This is a genomic window from Streptomyces sp. NPDC054786, from assembly GCF_053611685.1.
Window position 1 is genome coordinate 38,959 of record NZ_JBSHAW010000046.1, and the last position, 16,944, is coordinate 55,902.

The window sequence follows — 16,944 nt, forward strand, 5'->3', positions numbered from 1 at the left end:
CCCCCCTACAAAGTGCGGAGCCATCCTGCGTTAAATCGGACAGATCATGACTTTCGATCTTGCAACAACAGGGCTCAACTCCCTAGTATTTATTGACTTTACGTTGCCCTTACCGTTCCGGCTCCACGGCGCGGCGCGAGGGCGAGCGGGGTGTACGGAAACGGGGAGAGCGGGACATGAGCGAGCGGTTCAAGGTCGATCTCGACGAACTGGACAGCGTCGTGCGTCAGCTCAGGCACCTTCGGGCCGATATGGATGAACCCAGCCAGAAGGTGAAATACAGCACGACGATTCCGAAATCGGCATTCGGGGTCGACTTCCTTGAGGCAGAGGGGCTCGCCAAGGCTCATGACGGCATGCAGGAGTACATGTCGCAGGTCATCAACGCGCTCCAGGAACTCATCCACAAGTTCGGTGAGAAGACGGAAGCCAGCCGGGGTGCGTACGAAGACCAGGAGCACGAGACCAAGACGTCGATGAATGGCTGAGTGGCTCGTGACGACGTGCGGGCGGGACGCGAAGGTGCAGACGAAGGGGGGCCGGCATGGTTGACGCCAAGCAGGAGTACGACAACGCCAAGGCGATGGAGCAGCAGCGGAAGAATCACGAGCGGGAAGAGCGGCTGAAGTCGTTCAAGGGGCAGCGGCTGACTCCCCGGTCCGCCTCCGACTTCCACCACCACGGCATCAACGCGCTCCGAGCGATGATCGAGAACGCCAACCCTGAGGCGATCGAGACCTCCGGAAATCACTGGCGCGCCTCCGCGGACCGGCTGGGCGGTGACGATGGGCATGGCGGTATCCGTAAGGCCTTCATGGACGCCGTCGATCACGCCTCGGCGCACTGGGAGGGTTCGGCGGCCGAGGCGTTCCGCAGGGAAGCCGGCAAGGTGCTGGAGAAGATCGACCGGACGTACCAGCACTCCCGGAATGTCGAGTCCACGCTGATCGGCACGCGTTCGTCGGGGCCGGAAGCCGGTGTCGCGCACAATTTGCGCGAGGCCAAGAAGGCCATGTCCAAGATCCATGACCCGGGTGTCGTGGACCGGGCGACCGACAGCAGCGGCGACGACAGCCAGTTCAAGCGGGACATGGCCAATCCCAAGATGGATACCCGTATGGCCCTGGAGCTCAACAGGGACAATCTGTCCCTGAGCAAGGAGCGCCAGGTCGAAGCGGTCGTCGTGATGGATGAGCTGGCAGCCCACTACGACGGACAGGGCAATCGGCTCAACGAGGGGACCGACCCGGCCGGCCCCGTGGGCGACTGGCCGAAGCATCCGTCCACGACTCCGCCTCCGCCGCCGGTGAACATGCCGGTCACGGGCGGTCCGCGACCGCGCCAGTCATCCTCGGACGCGCACACGCCCAACGGCGGGGGCGCCGTGCCCCACGGGTTCGACGGCCCCAAGATCCACCGACCTGAACTGCCTGTGACCACCGGACTCGACAGCGTGCAGGGCGGTACCTTCGCTCCGTCGACAGGCGGCGGAGGTGCCATCGGTGGGGGTATGGCGGGCGGCGGTCATGGTGTGACCGGCGGCTCGGGCGGTGGCTTCTCTGGCGGCGCGTTCCCGCCCGGCGTCATCGGGATGCCGGGTGCCATGGGCTCCGGCGGGGCGCGCGGTGCGGGTGGTGCCGGAGGTATGCGTGGTGGCGGCATGCCGGGTGCCGGAGCCGGTGCGGGCAAGGCCGGCGCGGCAGGTAAGGCCGGCCGCAGCGGTCCGCAGGCACGTACCCGCGGCGGAATGGCCGGCAGGCCGGGCGGCCCGGCGGGCGGCGCCAAGCAGGGCGGCTCGGGGCTGCACCGCAGCCGTGGCGGCAAGCAGGCAGGCATGGCAGGCGCCGCCGGAGCCAAGGGCAAGGGCAAGGGGGAGAAGGAGCGCACCACCGGGCAGCGTCCCGACTACCTCGTCGAGGACGAGGAGACCTGGACCCCGCAACGTAATGTTGCCCCTCGCGTCATCGAGTGAGCCGGCGATAACGTCGCCTGCGGCCCCTTGAGGCATGGCCCCGCACCCGGATGTGCGGGGCTTTTCCTCAGACGGAACAATGCCGCCCGGACAGCACAGCAAGAAGGAGCGAAGGATGAGGGTCACCCGAACACTGCGCGCGACGGTGGGTGCGGCGCTGACCGGAGCGCTGCTGCTGGCCGCGGGCGGGACCGCCTCCGCGGATCAAGTACGCAAGGATCTATGGCCGTTGGAAGCGTTCGGGGCCCAGCAGCTCTGGAAGGACGCCACGGGTAAGGGTGTAACAGTTGCTGTACTCGACAGCGGCTTTCGGGAGACCCATCAAGACCTGAAGGGGCAGTTCCTGCCCGGGCCGGATTTCGGAAAGACGGCGGAAGCCGAGGGAGCGAAGCACCTTTCGCCGAATCAGGACATTCGCGATCACGGCACCGCGATGGCCGGAATCATCGCAGGTCACGGACACGGCCCGAATGGCTCCCAGGGCGTCAAGGGGCTGGCTCCCGACGCGAAGATCCTCCCCGTTCCACAGTACAAAAACAGCGGGCAGGCCACGCGGTGGGCTGTGGAACACGGTGCGGATGTCATCAACATGTCCTATGGCGGGGGTGTGATGGGTGACATGTGTGAATCCATCCAGTACGCCCTGAAAAAGGGCGTAGTGGTCGTGGCTGCTGCGGGTAACGACGGCTGGTCCCAGAAGAGTTATCCGGTGGGCTGCAAAGGAGCGATCGGTGTCGGCTCGGTAGATGAGTACGGCAAGGCGTCCGACGACAACAACTACAACTCCGACATGGATCTGCTCGCGCCCGGAGTGAAGGTTCCCGTCGCCATGGGCAAGAGCGACTCCGACTATCGGACGGCTGCCGACGGCAGCTCGGCCGCCACCGCATATGTCTCCGCGGCAGCGGCTCTCCTCAAGCAGAAGTTCCCGGACCTCACTCCCGGCCAGATTGCCAACCGCCTCGTCAAGACTGCCGGATTGGGACAGGCGGAGAAGGACGAGCACCTCAAGCTTCCGGACGCCCACTACGGCTACGGCTTCATCCAGCCCGGCCCTGCCCTGCGGAAGAACATCTCAGCAGGCTCCAAGCAGGGGCCGCTGCCGATGCCGGATGACAAGGTGTCCCAGAACGCCGCCGACAAGGGCTACGACCCCAACCCGCCCATGGGTGGCAAGCAAGCAGTCATGCTCTACGGCGGTATCGGACTCGGCGTGGTCGTCATCGCCGGCATCATCATCGCCGTCGTGGTCGCCGTCCGCCGCCGCAACAACCCCCGTAACCAGGCCTGGGGCTGAGCCGGGACTGCCACGGCCCGCCCCGGCGGGGAGAAATTCGGAAGACGTGGCCCCGGGGCGCTGTTAGCTTCCCCAACCATGGACCCCGTAGGTGAAAAAGCCATACGTGCCTCGTTCGTCAATTGCTCGAAGGGCGAGGCGAGCAGACTCCATCTGCCCGTGGGGCTGGCCGAACTCCCCTGGGGGGACCTGGACTTTCTGGGGTGGCGTGATCCGGGGGCGCCGGACCGGAGTTATCTGGTCGCGCCGCGGGGCGAGGGGATCGTCGGGGTGACGTTGCGGGTGCCGCAGGGCGTGCGACGGAGCTTCACGAAGACGACGGTCTGCTCGGTCTGTGTGACCGGGCATCCGGGATCCGGCGTCAGCCTGCTCGCCGCGCGCCGCGCCGGGCCGCTGGGGCGGCAGGGGAACACCGTCGGGACGTACCTGTGTGCCGACCTCGCCTGCTCCCTCTACGTCCGCGGGCGCAAGCGGTCCCAGCTCGCCGGGCGGCACGAGGAGACGCTGCCGCTGGAGGAGCGGATCGCACGCACCGTACGGAACCTGGATGTCTTTCTGGACAAGGTGCTTGAGGGGGAGCGGTAGCGGACCGGAGGGGAGCAGGAGGGGGAGCGGGGGCATCCGCTCCCCCTCCTTCCTTTGCGGCCACGGGTTCTCCGGAAGGTCTCGCCGCGGGGCCGAATACCGACGACCTCCGTGCCTTGGTGCCCTGTGGGCAGGGTGGACCCGGGCTGACGCCCTGTGGGCCCTCCGGTGGCTTCGTCGGGCGGCAGACGGCCCAACTTGAGGGCGTGGCAGTTGATTTGACGCGACGTCGAGCCGGCCGGGGGGTATCCGCGCAGGTCATGCGGGAGTCGCCGGGCGCAGGACGAGGCACCGGCGGCGAGGGCGCTGCGGCCCGCCTGAAGGGGTGGGGGAAATCTCCGGGCAGAGTGCCGGATGCTACCCGCCGGTTCTGCTTGCCACCATCCACCCGTCGGACAGATCCTCGTGTCCACGCCGTGAGGGGAGCGGCGCAGAAGCAGGGGGTCGATGTGCTGCGAGTGCACTTCACCGCGCAGGATCTGGCGCGTACGCGAGTGGCCGACGGGGCCGACCCGCTCTGGGAGACGGTGCTGAGCCTGCACAGTCTGCGGGAGGACCGGACCGATCCGGCGCTGGCGGCCTGGCGGCAGCACGCCGTGCGGCACGGGCCGGGGCCGCTGCGGACGCTGTTCGCGCTGGTCCCGCTCTACGGGTACTTCCCGGACTTCCTCACGCCGTCCGCGTCCCAGTACGGGGTCGAGTCCGGTCTGGAGGCCGTGATGAGCACCCCGCGGCAGCGGCTGCGGACCGAGCTGACACGGCTGTCGGGGCACCGGGCGCTGCCGGGATGGGCGCGCGGTATCGGCGAGGGCGAGCCGGCCGCACTGCGCCGGCTCGCGCGCAGCCTGCGGACGTACCACCATTTGGCGGTGGCGCCGGCCTGGCCGCGGATCGCCCAACGGGTCGGCGCGGACCGGGAGTTGCGCAAGCATGCGCTGGGGCAGTCCGGGATGGAGGCGATGCTGCGGACGTTCGGGGCGCCGATGCGCTGGCGGCCGCCGGTGCTGGAGGTCGGCTATCCGGTGGAGCGGGAGCTGCATCTGCAGGGACGCGGCCTGGTCTTCGTCCCCTCGTACTTCTGCTGTGACCACCCGCTGGCGCTGGTGGACGAGGCGCTGCCGCCGGTGCTCGTGTACCCGGCGCGGGACACGGCGGGTGATGCCGAAGGGCCCCGCCTCCGTGGACATGGAGGCGAGGCCCTTCGGGACGTACCGGCTCTGCTCGGCGGCCGGGTCGGAACCCGGATCGCCGCCGGCCTCAGAAGCGCCGGGTGATCAGTGCCCGCTTGACTTCCTGGATGGCCTTGGTGACCTCGATACCGCGCGGGCAGGCGTCCGTGCAGTTGAAGGTCGTCCGGCAGCGCCAGACGCCGTCCTTGTCGTTGAGGATTTCGAGCCGCTGCTCGCCGCCCTCGTCGCGCGAGTCGAAGATGAAGCGGTGCGCATTGACGATCGCCGCCGGGCCGAAGTACTGGCCGTCGTTCCAGAACACCGGGCACGAGGACGTGCAGGCGGCGCACAGGATGCACTTGGTGGTGTCGTCGAAGCGCTCGCGGTCCTCGGCGGACTGGCGCCGCTCACGGGTCGGCTCGTTGCCGGTCGTGATGAGGAAGGGCATCACATCGCGGTACGCCTGGAAGAAGGGCTCCATGTCGACGACAAGGTCCTTCAGCACGGTCAGGCCCTTGATGGCCTCGACCGTGATCGGCTTCTCCGGGTTGATGTCCTTGATCAGCGTCTTGCAGGCGAGGCGGTTGCGGCCGTTGATGCGCATGGCGTCCGAGCCGCAGATGCCGTGGGCGCAGGAACGACGGAAGGTCAGCGACCCGTCCAGCTCCCACTTGATCTTGTGGAGGGCGTCCAGGACGCGCTCCTTCGGGTCGATCTCCAGCTGGAAGTCCTCCCAGCTGGCGTCCTCCGAGACCTCCGGGTTGAACCGGCGGATCCGGAAGGTGACCGTGATCAGTTGCGAAGCGCCGTCCTCGGCCGCGTCCAGTGCCGCGGAGTGCTTGTCGAGAGTCGGGGTGCTCATCAGTACTTACGCTCCATCGGCTGGTAGCGGGTCTGCACGACCGGCTTGTAGTCGAGGCGGATCGACTCGGTGCCGTCTGCGCCCACCTCGCGGTACGCCATGGTGTGCCGCATGAAGTTGACGTCGTCGCGGTTGGGGTAGTCCTCGCGGTAGTGACCGCCGCGGGACTCCTTGCGGGCCAGCGCGGACACCGCCATGACCTCGGCCAGGTCGAGCAGGTTGCCCAGCTCGATGGCCTCCAGGAGGTCGGTGTTGAACCGCTTGCCCTTGTCCTGGACGGACACGTTGAGGTAGCGCTCGCGCAGCTCGCCGATCTTCTCGACCGCGGTCTTGATCGTCTGCTCGGTGCGGAACACCATCACATTGGCGTCCATGCACTCCTGCAGCTCCTTGCGGATCTCGGTGATCCGCTCGGTGCCGTTGGAGCTGCGCAGCCGCTCGACCTGGTCGATGACCTGCTGCGCCGGGTTCTCGGGGAGCTCGACGAAGTCGGCGCCCGCGGAGTACTCGGCGGCGGCGATGCCGGCCCGGCGCCCGAAGACATTGATGTCCAGGAGCGAGTTGGTGCCCAGGCGGTTGGCGCCGTGCACGGAGACACAGGCCACCTCACCGGCGGCGTACAGGCCCGGCACGACCGTGGTGTTGTCCGCCAGGACCTCACCCTCGACGTTGGTCGGGATGCCGCCCATGGCGTAGTGCGCGGTCGGCTGGATCGGGATCGGGTCCGTGTAGGGCTCGATACCGAGGTAGGTCCGCGCGAACTCGGTGATGTCCGGGAGCTTGGCGTCCAGCTGCTCCGGCGGCAGGTGGGTGAGGTCCAGGTAGACGTGGTCGCCGTCCGGACCGCAGCCGCGGCCCTCGCGGATCTCCGTGTAGATGGAGCGCGAGACCACATCGCGACTCGCGAGGTCCTTCATGACGGGCGCGTACTTCTCCATGAAGCGCTCGCCGTCCTTGTTGCGAAGGATGCCGCCCTCGCCGCGCGCACCCTCGGTGAGGAGGATGCCCATGCGCCAGATGCCCGTCGGGTGGAACTGGAAGAACTCCATGTCCTCCAGCGGCAGCCCGCGGCGGTAGGCCGCGGCCTGGCCGTCACCGGTCAGGGTGTGCGCGTTGGAGGTCACCTTGAAGAACTTGCCGGTGCCGCCGGAAGCGAAGATGATCGCCTTCGCCTGGAAGACGTGGATCTCGCCGGTGGCCAGCTCGTACGCGACGACGCCCGCGGACTTCTTGACGCCGTCGACGTCCTGGAGCAGCAGGTCGAGCACGTAGAACTCGTTGAAGAACTCCACGCCCTCCTTGACGCAGTTCTGGTACAGCGTCTGGAGGATCATGTGGCCGGTGCGGTCCGAGGCGTAGCAGGACCGGCGGACCGGGGCCTCACCGTGGTTACGGGAGTGACCGCCGAAGCGGCGCTGGTCGATCGTGCCGTCCGGTGTGCGGTTGAACGGCAGGCCCATCTTCTCGAGGTCGAGGACCGAGTCGATGGCCTCCTTCGCGAGGATCTCGGCGGCGTCCTGGTCGACCAGGTAGTCGCCACCCTTGATCGTGTCGAAGGTGTGCCACTCCCAGTTGTCTTCCTCGACGTTCGCGAGGGCGGCAGCCATACCGCCCTGGGCGGCGCCGGTGTGGGAGCGGGTCGGGTAGAGCTTCGTCAGGACCGCGGTGCGGCTGCGCTTGGTCGACTCGATGGCCGCACGCATGCCCGCGCCACCGGCGCCGACGATGACGGTGTCGTACTTGTGGATCTTCATGGTTCCAGTCAGCCCCGGCTTCAGGAGATGTTCGGGTCGAAGGTGAAGATCACCAGCGTGCCCAGAAGGACGGTGAACACCGTCGCGGTGTACAGCAGCATCTTCAGCCAGAAGCGGGTGTTGTCCCGCTGCGCGTAGTCGTTGATGACCGTACGCAGGCCGTTGGCGCCGTGCAGCATGGCGAGCCAGAGCATCGCCAGGTCCCAGACCTGCCAGAACGGCGAGGCCCAGCGGCCGGCCACGAACGCGAAGCCGATCTTGGAGACGCCGCCGTCAAGGACCAGCTGGATCAGCAGGTGACCCAGGACCAGGACGACCAGCACGATGCCGGACAGCCGCATGAACAGCCAGGCCTGCAGCTCGAAGTTGCCCCGGGACGCACGCCCGGTCTTCCTCGTGCGCTTGCGCGGCGGCTCGATGACCGGAGCCGGGTGGTCCACGTCGTAGAGCGGGACGTTGTCGGGCGCACCCGTCGCGGTGGCACCTGCGGAGGTGGTTTCAGCGGACATCTCGCGTCAGCTCCCGAACAGCGTGCGCAGGGTGTGCTGCAGCACGGGGTAGAAGGCACCGGCCATCAGCACGACCCAGACACCGACAACCGTCCACAGCATCTGCTTCTGGTACCTCGGGCCCTTCGACCAGAAGTCCACGGCGACGACCCGCAGGCCGTTGAGCGCGTGGAAGAGGATGGCGGCCACCAGGCCGTACTCCATCACGTTGACGATCGGCGTCTTGTATGTCGCAACGACGTTGTCGTAGGCCTCGGGGGAGACGCGTACGAGAGCGGTGTCGAGGACGTGTACGAACAGGAAGAAGAAGATGAGGACGCCGGTGACTCGATGAGCCACCCAGGACCACATGCCTTCCCGGCCGCGGTACAGCGTTCCAGCCGGCACGGAAAAACCCTCCGGGAGCGGGGATTGGGGCCAGCCGGCTTCTCTGTCGGTCGGGCCCGGCCGGGTACGGTCCACCGGCCCTGGCCATCGTAGCGACGTGTTGTCGGTTCCTTGCGCCGGGGTCCTTAGGTGTGATCAAACAGGCACCAACGGGCTATCACACAAGTACGAACCAGACTTTACCGGCCAAAGGCCCTGATCCGTTACTGTCCGGAGCTCATCAGCCGCGCCAGCCGTCCGCGGGCCAGCCGGCGCAGTTCGTCCGCGGCGACCGCCCGCTCCTCGTCCGGTTCGTTGCCCAGCCGGGTGCGGATGCCGGACAGCACCTGGTCGAGCAGCTCGTCGTCGCGGTAGCCGTCCAGGCAGATCACGAAGACGTGGCGAAACCGCCGCTCGTACTCGGCATGTGCCGCGCGCAGTGCGGTGTGGGCGGCGAGGGTGCCGGGCCCGCGGGCGCCGACGAGCGGCTGCGACGAGAGGGACTCCTCGGCGAGCGCCTCGTCCAGCTCGGCCGCGGTCAGGTCGTAACAGGCCTCGTCGGAGGCGGCGAGCAGGGACTCCGGATCCGGGTACGGACGGTGAGCGGCAACCCGCTCGGCCCAGCGGCGGCTGCCGCAGCAGCTCAGGAGCGCGGTCAGGGTGTCGTCCGGGGTCAGGGCGTTGAAACGGCCGAGCCCGATGTCCTCACGACGGGGGCGGGGCAGGGCGGATCCGGGGGCCCGTGAAGATATGCCGCACCACGGGGGCTGCGGATGACGCAGCGTCGTCGGCCGGGCGGCCGGGGTGTCACCGGACAGCGTGGGCTCCTCGGACGGATGCGAATGGATCGGTTCGACGGGTGCGGGACGGGCGACTGACGGAAGCTGGGGGAAGCGGACCGAAGCCGGGACGCGTAGGAAGCGGCGGCGGGTGTGACGGTGGTGCGTGTGACACGACACCCCGGCCGTGTCCGGTGGTTCCGGAGGGCCCTGTGAAGGGGTGCCGACCGGAACCGCCACGCTAACGACGCTTGTCGTTCGCTGTCCGATGGATGCACGAATTTCACCCGGATGGGAGAGCTTTCGTGCCTTCGGTGGACGACCGGCTCCGCGCACCTGGCAATGCCTTCGCCCCGAAAAGTGAGGATTGCACGATGTCGAATCCGATGCGGCCGCCGCGCGCCCCGCGGCCCTCGGCCTCCCTGCGCCCCCTGACGAGCCCGAGTACGCGGACCGCCCCGACGGCCCGGTACACGCTGTCGGCCGCGGCCCTCACCGGTGCGTTGCTGCTCGCCGGCTGCTCCGGCGCCGCCGACACCGAGCCGCCCGGGAGCACCAGCGCCAAGGTGAACCCCTCGTCCGACGCCACCCCGACGTGGGCGCCGGTGACCGGATCACCGCAGGTCATCCCCGCCGTCCGGGACTTCCGCCGGGCCGAGGGGCGCGGCTGGCGCCCGTCCAAGGGGGCCCGTGTGGTGGTGCCGGCCGGCGAGAAGAGCAATGTCGCCGACGAGGCCCAGCTGATGGCCCGTGACCTCGGACTCACCGTCGTCTACGGCGACCAGAAGGTACGGCCCGGCGACATCGAGGTGAAGCTGACGGGCAAGAACAGTGACAACAACGTTCCCGTCCAGGGCGCCGCCGACGAGGCCTACACCCTCACCGCCGGCGGCACCAAGCTCACTCTCACGGCTCCCACCGACGCCGGAATCTTCTACGGCACCCGCACCGTCAAGCAGGCCGTCCACGCCGCCGGCGGACTTCCCGAGGGCACCATCCAGGACCGGCCGGGCCGCCCGCAGCGCGGACTGTCGCTGGACAACGCCCGGAAGCCGTTCACCCAGGACTGGATCGAGGCCCGGCTGAGGGAGATCGCCGACCTCAAGCTCAACCAGTTCCAGCTGCACTTCTCCGACGACCAGGGCTTCCGCATCCAGAGCGACACCCACCCCGAGATCGTCTCCGCCGACCATCTCACCAAGGCCCAGGTCCGCCAGATCATCGCGCTCGCGCGCAGCCTGCACATCTCCGTCGTCCCGGAGCTGGACTCGCCCGGCCACCTGGGCGCCGTGCTCGACCACTATCCCGCTCTGCAGCTGCGCAACGCCCAGGGCCGGGTGATCCATGGCGCGATCGACATCTCCAACCCCAAGTCGGCCCCGCTGGTCGACTCGCTGCTGCGGGAATTCAGTGAGCTGTTCACCAACCCCAAGGGCGCCCCGGCGTACTGGCACCTGGGCGGCGACGAGTACCAGGCGCTGATGTCGTCCTCCCCCGCCGCCTCGTATCCGCAGCTGGCGCGGGCCGCGCGGCAGAAGTACGGCTCCCGCGGCACCATCGAGGACCTGACGACCGGCTGGCTCAACGACCGGCAGAAGACCGTGGCGGCCAAGGGCAAGAACCGCGTCGAGGCCTGGAACGACGGATTCTTCGCCGGTGGGGTCGTGGCCGCGGACAAGAACCGGATGGTCGACTACTGGACCGGCAAGGAGGCCGGCAAGCGTGACCCCGCGGAATTCCTGCGCGAGGGCCGCAACGTCATGAACTTCAACGACGAGTACCTCTACTACGTGCTCGGCGAGCCCAATCAGTTCACCTATCCGACCGGGCAGCGGATCTACCAGAGCTGGACCCCGCGGGTGATCCGCGGCACCCAGCCGGTGGCGGTGCCCGTGAGCATGACGGGCCCGGACCGCATCCCCGGGGCGCGCTTCGCGATCTGGTGCGACCGGTCCCAGGCGCAGACGGCGGCGCAGGTGGCGGCCGGAATCCAGCTGCCGCTGGCGGCGCTGGCGCAGAAGACCTGGGACCCGCGGACGCCCGCCCTGTCCTGGACGGACTTCAAGGCGCTGGCCGGCCGGGTGTGAGAGACGACCCGGTAAGAAACGGGTGAGAGAACGAGGACGGCCGGGGCCGCCACCCCCCACAGGAGAGGCCCCGGCCGTCGTTCGCGAAGGGCCTGTGACGGCCCCCTATCCGGTACAGCGCCAGACGGCGCGAAAGCGTCACACGGGGTACGGGCAGGCGTACGGCCAGTGGTCTGGACGCAGGCCGGGACAGGCCCGTAACGTGCGGATCCGCGCCGGTCGGCGCACTGTTCAGGCCGTCGGCCGCGGCGGGAGAAAAGCCCTCCTCCCCGGGAGTTCCAGATGGATCCGTGCGCGTACTCCGCCGGAGCGTCGGTCGCTCGGCGCCCCTCTTCCCTCGACGCCGCCGCAGCGGGCGGCGCCCCCATCCCGGGTTCGGATCGTTTGCCCACACGGGATACGGTCTGCGGGAACATCCGGGTTACCGGCGGTTTCCGGCCGGCCGCGGCCGGCGGCGCGCGGTAGCCGGCCCGTCTCCGGCGCGTACGGAGGGCACTGCCCGCCCGAACGACACCGGGAACGGGGAGCCAAGGCCGGTGACACGGCCGAGCGAAGCAGTAATGCAGCAAGGACCGGGCGGCGGACATTCCGCGTGCGACAGGATGGACCCGTGCGAGGGGACGACATTCAGCCGGACGACCGTCGGCTGACGGTGGCCGTGCAGGCGGCACAGGACGGTGACGAGGCGGCGTTCCGTACCGTCTACCGCGCCGTGCATCCCCGACTGCTGGGATATGTACGGACCTTGGTGAGCGAACCGGATGTGGAGGATGTCGCCTCCGAGGCCTGGCTCCAGATCACCCGCGACCTCGCCCGCTTCAGCGGCGACGCCGACCGCTTCCGCGGCTGGGCCGCCCGCATCGCCCGCAACCGCGCCCTCGACCACATCAGGATGCGCGGCCGCCGACCGGCGACCGGCGGCGACGAAAGCGAACTGGCCGACACCCCCAGTGCCTCCGACACCGCGGGCGAGGCGCTCGAAGCCCTCGGCACCGGTCGCACCATGCGGCTGATAGCCCGGCTGCCGCAGGACCAGGCCGAGGCCGTGGTGCTCCGGGTGGTGGTCGGGCTCGATGCCAAGAGCGCCGCGCAGGTGCTCGGCAAGCGGCCCGGCGCGGTGCGCACCGCCGCACACCGCGGACTGCGGCGGCTCGCCGAGCTGATCGGCGAGGAGCCGGACGGCAACCAGGACGGACGTCGGGACAGCAGTCGGCAGCACGGCCCGGACGGCGGCGACGAGGGCGCCGACCAGGGTGAAGGAGCCCCCTCCGGCCGGCCCGTACAGGGCCCGCACGGAGGTGGCGGAACGGTGAATGGAGTGCCCGTACAGGGCAGAAGACGCCGCGACGGCGTGGCGGAATCGTACGTACCGGGTGTGACGGAAACGGCCGCACGAACGCAGAAGGACATGTGATGGCCGACGACCGGTACAACTGGCTCGACAAGGACACCGCGGAGCAATTGCTGCGCGGTGAACCGGTCAGTGCCCGGCACGGCGACGGCGCACGTGAACTCGAACAGCTTCTGGATGCCGCCGCCGCGGTCGCCGCAAGGACGCCCGAAACCGTCGAGCTGCCCGGCGAAGAGGCGGCCGTCGCCGCATTCCGCCAGGCTGCCCGCAGCGGCTCCGGCGCCCGCCACCGCGCCGCCGGCGAACCGTTCCCCGGCGCACGCACCGCCCACGCCGCGGACGTCGCCGAACGCACCCGGCTCGGCCGCCCCCTCCGGCGCGGCTTCGCCGTGGCCCTCGCCGCCTGCGCCATCGGCGGCGTCGCCGTCGCGGCCGGTACCGGCGTCCTACCCAGCCCTTTCCGGGGCGGCGAACCCGCACCCGCCGCCAGTGTCTCCGCCGCCGAAAGCCCCGGACCGTTCAACACCGGGGAGCCCGGCGCCCAGACCGACGGCACCACGGCGCAGACCCCCGACGCCACCCCCGGCGGACAGGACACCGCACCCGCCGAGACCCCCAGACCCGGCAGCAGCCCCGGCGCCGGCACGAGACCCGGCAGCGGCGCTCCGAGCGGCGGCACGGGGCACGGCCACGGCAAGCCCGGTGACGGCGGCACCCTTCCCGGCCACGAGGACAAGAAGAACTTTCTGCTCGCCCTGTGCCGGGACTACGAGTCCGGCAAACGGGACACCATGGACCGTGACACGCTGCGGCGCCTCGAAAGCAAGGCCGGCGGGGCGACGAAGGTGCACGTCTTCTGCCGCGCCTACCTGGCGCGGTACCAGAACGGTGGCGGCTCGGGCGGCAACGACGGCTTCGGCGGCGGCACCGGCGGATCCGGCCAGAGCAACGGCGGGTCGGGCGGCGACGAGGACGACGACGGACACCCGCCCCCGTCGCCCGGTGCCGGCCCCAGCTCCGGCACCTCCACCCCGGCCCCCGGCCCCTCGGCAACCGCCCCGGACCCCGGGAGTGCCACGCCGAGCGCATCCGCCACCGGCTAGACCGTGCCGGACGTCGCGAGCTCGCGCTGAACCGGGGCACGGCCCAGGTGTGACGTTTTTTGAACCCGTGACGCAGTAATGAATGAAGCCGACTGGTCATCGGCTGCGCGACGAGCCGGGGTTCCCCCCGTACCTACGGCTCCGCGCATTTGGCGCGGGCGGGGCACGTTCCCCCGGCCCTGCCCGCGCCCTTCCTTCCCCTCCCTCCGCCTTGCGATGCAGCTCGGCATCCGTGCATCAAATGAGGAGCCGAGACGGAGTGAGCGGTGGGGGTGCCCCCGCGCCCTTAAGGCGTGGGGAGAACGCAGTGCATCTGACGCCGTGCGCCGATCCGCCAGGGATTACGGGACAGCCCTTAGTGATAAACCACCACCTTGGTCCCCTTCCTCACCGTGTCGAAGAGGGCGGCGATCTTGGACTTGTCGCGGACGTTGACGCAGCCGTGTGAGGCGCCGCTGTAGCCGCGGGCGGCGAAGTCCGCGGAGTAGTGGACGGCCTGGCCGCCGCTGAAGAACATCGCGTACGGCATGGCCGTGTGGTAGAGCGTCGAGACGTGGTGGCGGCTCTTGAAGGTGAGGGCGAAGACGCCCTCGCGGGTGGGGGTGTACTGCGAGCCGAAGCGGACATCCATCGCCGAGACGATCCGGCCGTCCACCCTCCAGGTGAGGGTGTTGCTCCGCTTGCTGATGCAGATCACCTTCCCCTTCATGCAGCGCGGGTCGGGGGTGCCGACCGGCCTCGTGGTGGGCGGGTAGAGCTCGGTGTGCGACGGCCGGCGGGTCTGGGACCGCAGTGCCCGCCAGGCCGTGGGCTGCAGGGCGCCCGTACGGGGCAGGCCCTGCCGCCGCTGGAAGGCGCGGACCGAGGCGGTGGTCACGGATGCGTAGTAGCCCGTCGGGGCGCGGTCGAAGAGACCCAGCTGGCCCAGCCTCGCCTGGAGTTCGCGGACCTGTGCGCCGCGCGAGCCGGCCGCCATGAGCGGCCGGGCGGCGGCGGGCGAGTGGTGGGTGGTGCGGTGGGGGCGCGGCGCGGTGGTGTGCTTGGCCGCGGCCGGTGGTGCGTGACGGCCGAGAGGCGGGGGAGCGGGGGTGGTGGGGGCGTAGCGGGTGCCCTTGCTGTCCGGCGAACCGGATCCGGTGACCGTCACGGGGTGGCAGCCCACCGCCAGCGTCGCCACCACCAGCACCGCGGCCACCGCAGGCGCCGTACGTCTTCCACTGCTCCGCTGCATGCGCAACCCCCGCATCTCGGCGGCCCGACCGGCCATCGGAGACTCTTCCCAGTGCTGCGGGGCGGCGAACCTGCGGGCATGCTGTGAGCAAGGCGTATCCCCGATGCCGGTCACTCAGTGGGAGGCGTACACCCATGGCGCACGAGTCGGGCAGTGAGCGGTACAACGAGAGCGGCCTGCCCATCGAGCCGGTGTACGGGCCGGAGGCGCTGGACGGCTGGGACCCGGAGCGCAGCCTCGGCACGCCCGGCAGCTACCCCTTCACCCGTGGCGTCTACCCGTCGATGTACACCGGGCGGCCCTGGACGATGCGGCAGTACGCCGGCTTCGGAACCGCGCGCGAGTCCAACGCCCGCTACCGGCAGCTGATCGCCCACGGCACCACGGGGCTGTCGGTCGCCTTCGATCTGCCGACGCAGATGGGCCACGACTCGGACACCCCGATCGCCTCGGGCGAGGTCGGCAAGGTCGGGGTGGCCATCGACTCCGTCGAGGACATGCGGGTGCTGTTCGGCGGTATCCCGCTCGACAAGGTGTCGACGTCGATGACGATCAACGCGCCCGCCGGGCTGCTGCTGCTCCTCTACCAACTGGTGGGGGAGGAGGAAGGGGTGGCGGCCGGTCAGCTGAACGGAACGATTCAGAACGATGTGCTCAAGGAGTACATCGCGCGCGGGACCTACATCTTCCCGCCGCAGCCGTCGCTGCGGCTGACCGCGGACATCTTCCAGTACTGCCGGGCCGAGATCCCCCGGTGGAACACCATCTCCATCTCCGGCTACCACATGGCGGAGGCAGGCGCCTCGCCCGCGCAGGAGATCGCCTTCACGCTCGCCAACGGCATCGCCTATGTGCGCACCGCCGTTGCCGCCGGGATGGACGTCGACGACTTCGCGCCGCGGCTCTCCTTCTTCTTCGTCGCCCGTACGACGCTGCTGGAAGAGGTCGCCAAGTTCCGGGCCGCGCGCAGGATCTGGGCCCGGGTGATGCGGGAGGAGTTCGGTGCGAAGAACCCCAAGTCGCTGATGCTGCGGTTCCACACCCAGACCGCGGGGGTGCAGCTCACCGCCCAGCAGCCGGAGGTGAACCTGGCACGGGTCACCCTCCAGGGGCTCGCCGCCGTGCTCGGCGGCACCCAGTCGCTGCACACCAACTCCTTCGACGAGGCCATGGCCCTGCCCACTGACAAGTCGGCCCGCCTCGCGCTGCGTACCCAGCAGGTGCTCGCCTACGAGACCGATGTGACCGCCACCGTCGATCCGTTCGCCGGTTCCTACGCCGTCGAGTCGATGACGGACGAGGTCGAGGAGGCGGCCGTGGCGCTGATGCGGCGGGTCGAGGACATGGGCGGTGCGGTGGCCGCCATCGAGCGGGGTTTCCAGAAGGACGAGATCGAGCGCAACGCCTACCGCCTCGCGCAGGAGACGGACGCCGGCGAGCGGGTCGTGGTCGGCGTCAACCGCTTCCGGCTGGACGAGGAGGAGCCGTACGAGCCGCTGCGGGTCGACCCGGCGATCGAGGCCCAGCAGATCGAACGGCTCGTCGTGCTCCGGGACCGCCGTAATGCCCGTGCGGTATCGGCGGCCCTCGGCGATCTGCGCAAGGCCGCCGAGGGCACGGACAACGTCCTCCACCCCATGCGCGAGGCACTGCGGGCGAGGGCGACGGTGGGCGAGGTATGCGATGCGCTGCGGGAGGTGTGGGGGACGTATGTGCCCACGGATGCGTTCTGAGTGGGCAGTTGAAGGGGTGCCGGACGGACGGACCGTGCGGGCGGCTCTACGACCCGGGGGATGTGGCGGGCCGCGCAGGCTTCGTGATGGACGCAGTGCGCCGGCCAATGCGATGGGGGCCGTGAAGGCGGTGTGCGCGGGCGCCG

Annotated in this window: 15 protein-coding genes; 9 read left to right on the forward strand and 6 right to left on the reverse strand. The window is 69.7% G+C overall.

The features are described 5' to 3' along the window. Window positions 1–176 precede the first annotated feature (176 nt). From ACWGI6_RS31520 to ACWGI6_RS31540, 5 genes are all read left to right on the forward strand, one after another. On the forward strand, window positions 177–488 hold the full coding sequence (locus tag ACWGI6_RS31520; RefSeq protein WP_453270663.1) for a hypothetical protein: 312 nt from the start codon (window positions 177–179) through the stop codon (window positions 486–488). 56 nt (window positions 489–544) lie between these two features. Beyond that, the gene (locus tag ACWGI6_RS31525; RefSeq protein WP_453270664.1) at window positions 545–1,972 is read left to right on the forward strand and encodes a hypothetical protein; all 1,428 of its coding nucleotides are present in this window, start codon (window positions 545–547) and stop codon (window positions 1,970–1,972) included. 115 nt (window positions 1,973–2,087) lie between these two features. Beyond that, window positions 2,088–3,269 carry a S8 family peptidase gene (locus ACWGI6_RS31530; RefSeq protein WP_453270665.1) on the forward strand — a complete coding sequence of 394 codons (1,182 nt, stop codon included), beginning with the start codon at window positions 2,088–2,090 and terminating at the stop codon, window positions 3,267–3,269. A 78-nt stretch (window positions 3,270–3,347) separates the two neighbouring features. Then, a complete protein-coding gene (locus ACWGI6_RS31535; protein WP_453270666.1) occupies window positions 3,348–3,854 on the forward strand; it encodes an FBP domain-containing protein in 507 nt (168 codons plus the stop codon). A gap of 416 nt (window positions 3,855–4,270) precedes the next feature. Continuing rightward, window positions 4,271–5,128 carry a hypothetical protein gene (locus tag ACWGI6_RS31540; RefSeq protein ID WP_453270667.1) on the forward strand — a complete coding sequence of 286 codons (858 nt, stop codon included), beginning with the start codon at window positions 4,271–4,273 and terminating at the stop codon, window positions 5,126–5,128. On the opposite strand, the gene ACWGI6_RS31545 is transcribed toward ACWGI6_RS31540, so the two are convergent. From ACWGI6_RS31545 to ACWGI6_RS31565, 5 genes are all read right to left on the reverse strand, one after another. After that, window positions 5,112–5,885: a succinate dehydrogenase iron-sulfur subunit gene (locus ACWGI6_RS31545; protein WP_453270668.1), complete on the reverse strand. Its 774-nt coding sequence runs from the start codon at window positions 5,883–5,885 to the stop codon at window positions 5,112–5,114. The two genes, ACWGI6_RS31540 and ACWGI6_RS31545, sit on opposite strands and share 17 nt — an antisense overlap. After that, entirely contained in the window at window positions 5,885–7,639 is a 1,755-nt protein-coding gene (gene sdhA / locus ACWGI6_RS31550; protein WP_453270669.1) for a succinate dehydrogenase flavoprotein subunit, read from the reverse strand. Before sdhA ends, ACWGI6_RS31545 begins: the two co-directional genes overlap by 1 nt. A gap of 20 nt (window positions 7,640–7,659) precedes the next feature. Next, window positions 7,660–8,148 carry a succinate dehydrogenase hydrophobic membrane anchor subunit gene (locus tag ACWGI6_RS31555; protein ID WP_393906645.1) on the reverse strand — a complete coding sequence of 163 codons (489 nt, stop codon included), beginning with the start codon at window positions 8,146–8,148 and terminating at the stop codon, window positions 7,660–7,662. A 6-nt stretch (window positions 8,149–8,154) separates the two neighbouring features. Then, the gene (gene sdhC, locus ACWGI6_RS31560) at window positions 8,155–8,535 is read right to left on the reverse strand and encodes a succinate dehydrogenase, cytochrome b556 subunit (protein ID WP_393906646.1); all 381 of its coding nucleotides are present in this window, start codon (window positions 8,533–8,535) and stop codon (window positions 8,155–8,157) included. 203 nt (window positions 8,536–8,738) lie between these two features. Further along, the gene (locus ACWGI6_RS31565) at window positions 8,739–9,473 is read right to left on the reverse strand and encodes a 2-oxo-4-hydroxy-4-carboxy-5-ureidoimidazoline decarboxylase (RefSeq protein WP_453270670.1); all 735 of its coding nucleotides are present in this window, start codon (window positions 9,471–9,473) and stop codon (window positions 8,739–8,741) included. A 194-nt stretch (window positions 9,474–9,667) separates the two neighbouring features. On the opposite strand from ACWGI6_RS31565, the gene ACWGI6_RS31570 reads away from it, so the two are divergent. The 3 genes from ACWGI6_RS31570 to ACWGI6_RS31580 all read left to right on the forward strand — a co-directional run bounded on the left by ACWGI6_RS31570 (window position 9,668) and on the right by ACWGI6_RS31580 (window position 13,834). Then, a complete protein-coding gene (locus ACWGI6_RS31570; RefSeq protein WP_453270671.1) occupies window positions 9,668–11,380 on the forward strand; it encodes a beta-N-acetylhexosaminidase in 1,713 nt (570 codons plus the stop codon). A gap of 610 nt (window positions 11,381–11,990) precedes the next feature. After that, entirely contained in the window at window positions 11,991–12,794 is an 804-nt protein-coding gene (locus ACWGI6_RS31575) for an RNA polymerase sigma factor (protein WP_453270672.1), read from the forward strand. Continuing rightward, a complete protein-coding gene (locus ACWGI6_RS31580; RefSeq protein WP_453270673.1) occupies window positions 12,794–13,834 on the forward strand; it encodes a hypothetical protein in 1,041 nt (346 codons plus the stop codon). Before ACWGI6_RS31575 ends, ACWGI6_RS31580 begins: the two co-directional genes overlap by 1 nt. A 355-nt stretch (window positions 13,835–14,189) precedes the next feature. Here the strand turns inward: ACWGI6_RS31580 and ACWGI6_RS31585 are convergent, their stop codons facing one another. Then, entirely contained in the window at window positions 14,190–15,029 is an 840-nt protein-coding gene (locus tag ACWGI6_RS31585; protein ID WP_453270674.1) for a L,D-transpeptidase family protein, read from the reverse strand. A gap of 170 nt (window positions 15,030–15,199) precedes the next feature. On the opposite strand from ACWGI6_RS31585, the gene ACWGI6_RS31590 reads away from it, so the two are divergent. After that, window positions 15,200–16,798 carry an acyl-CoA mutase large subunit family protein gene (locus tag ACWGI6_RS31590; RefSeq protein WP_453270675.1) on the forward strand — a complete coding sequence of 533 codons (1,599 nt, stop codon included), beginning with the start codon at window positions 15,200–15,202 and terminating at the stop codon, window positions 16,796–16,798. Window positions 16,799–16,944 lie beyond the last annotated feature (146 nt).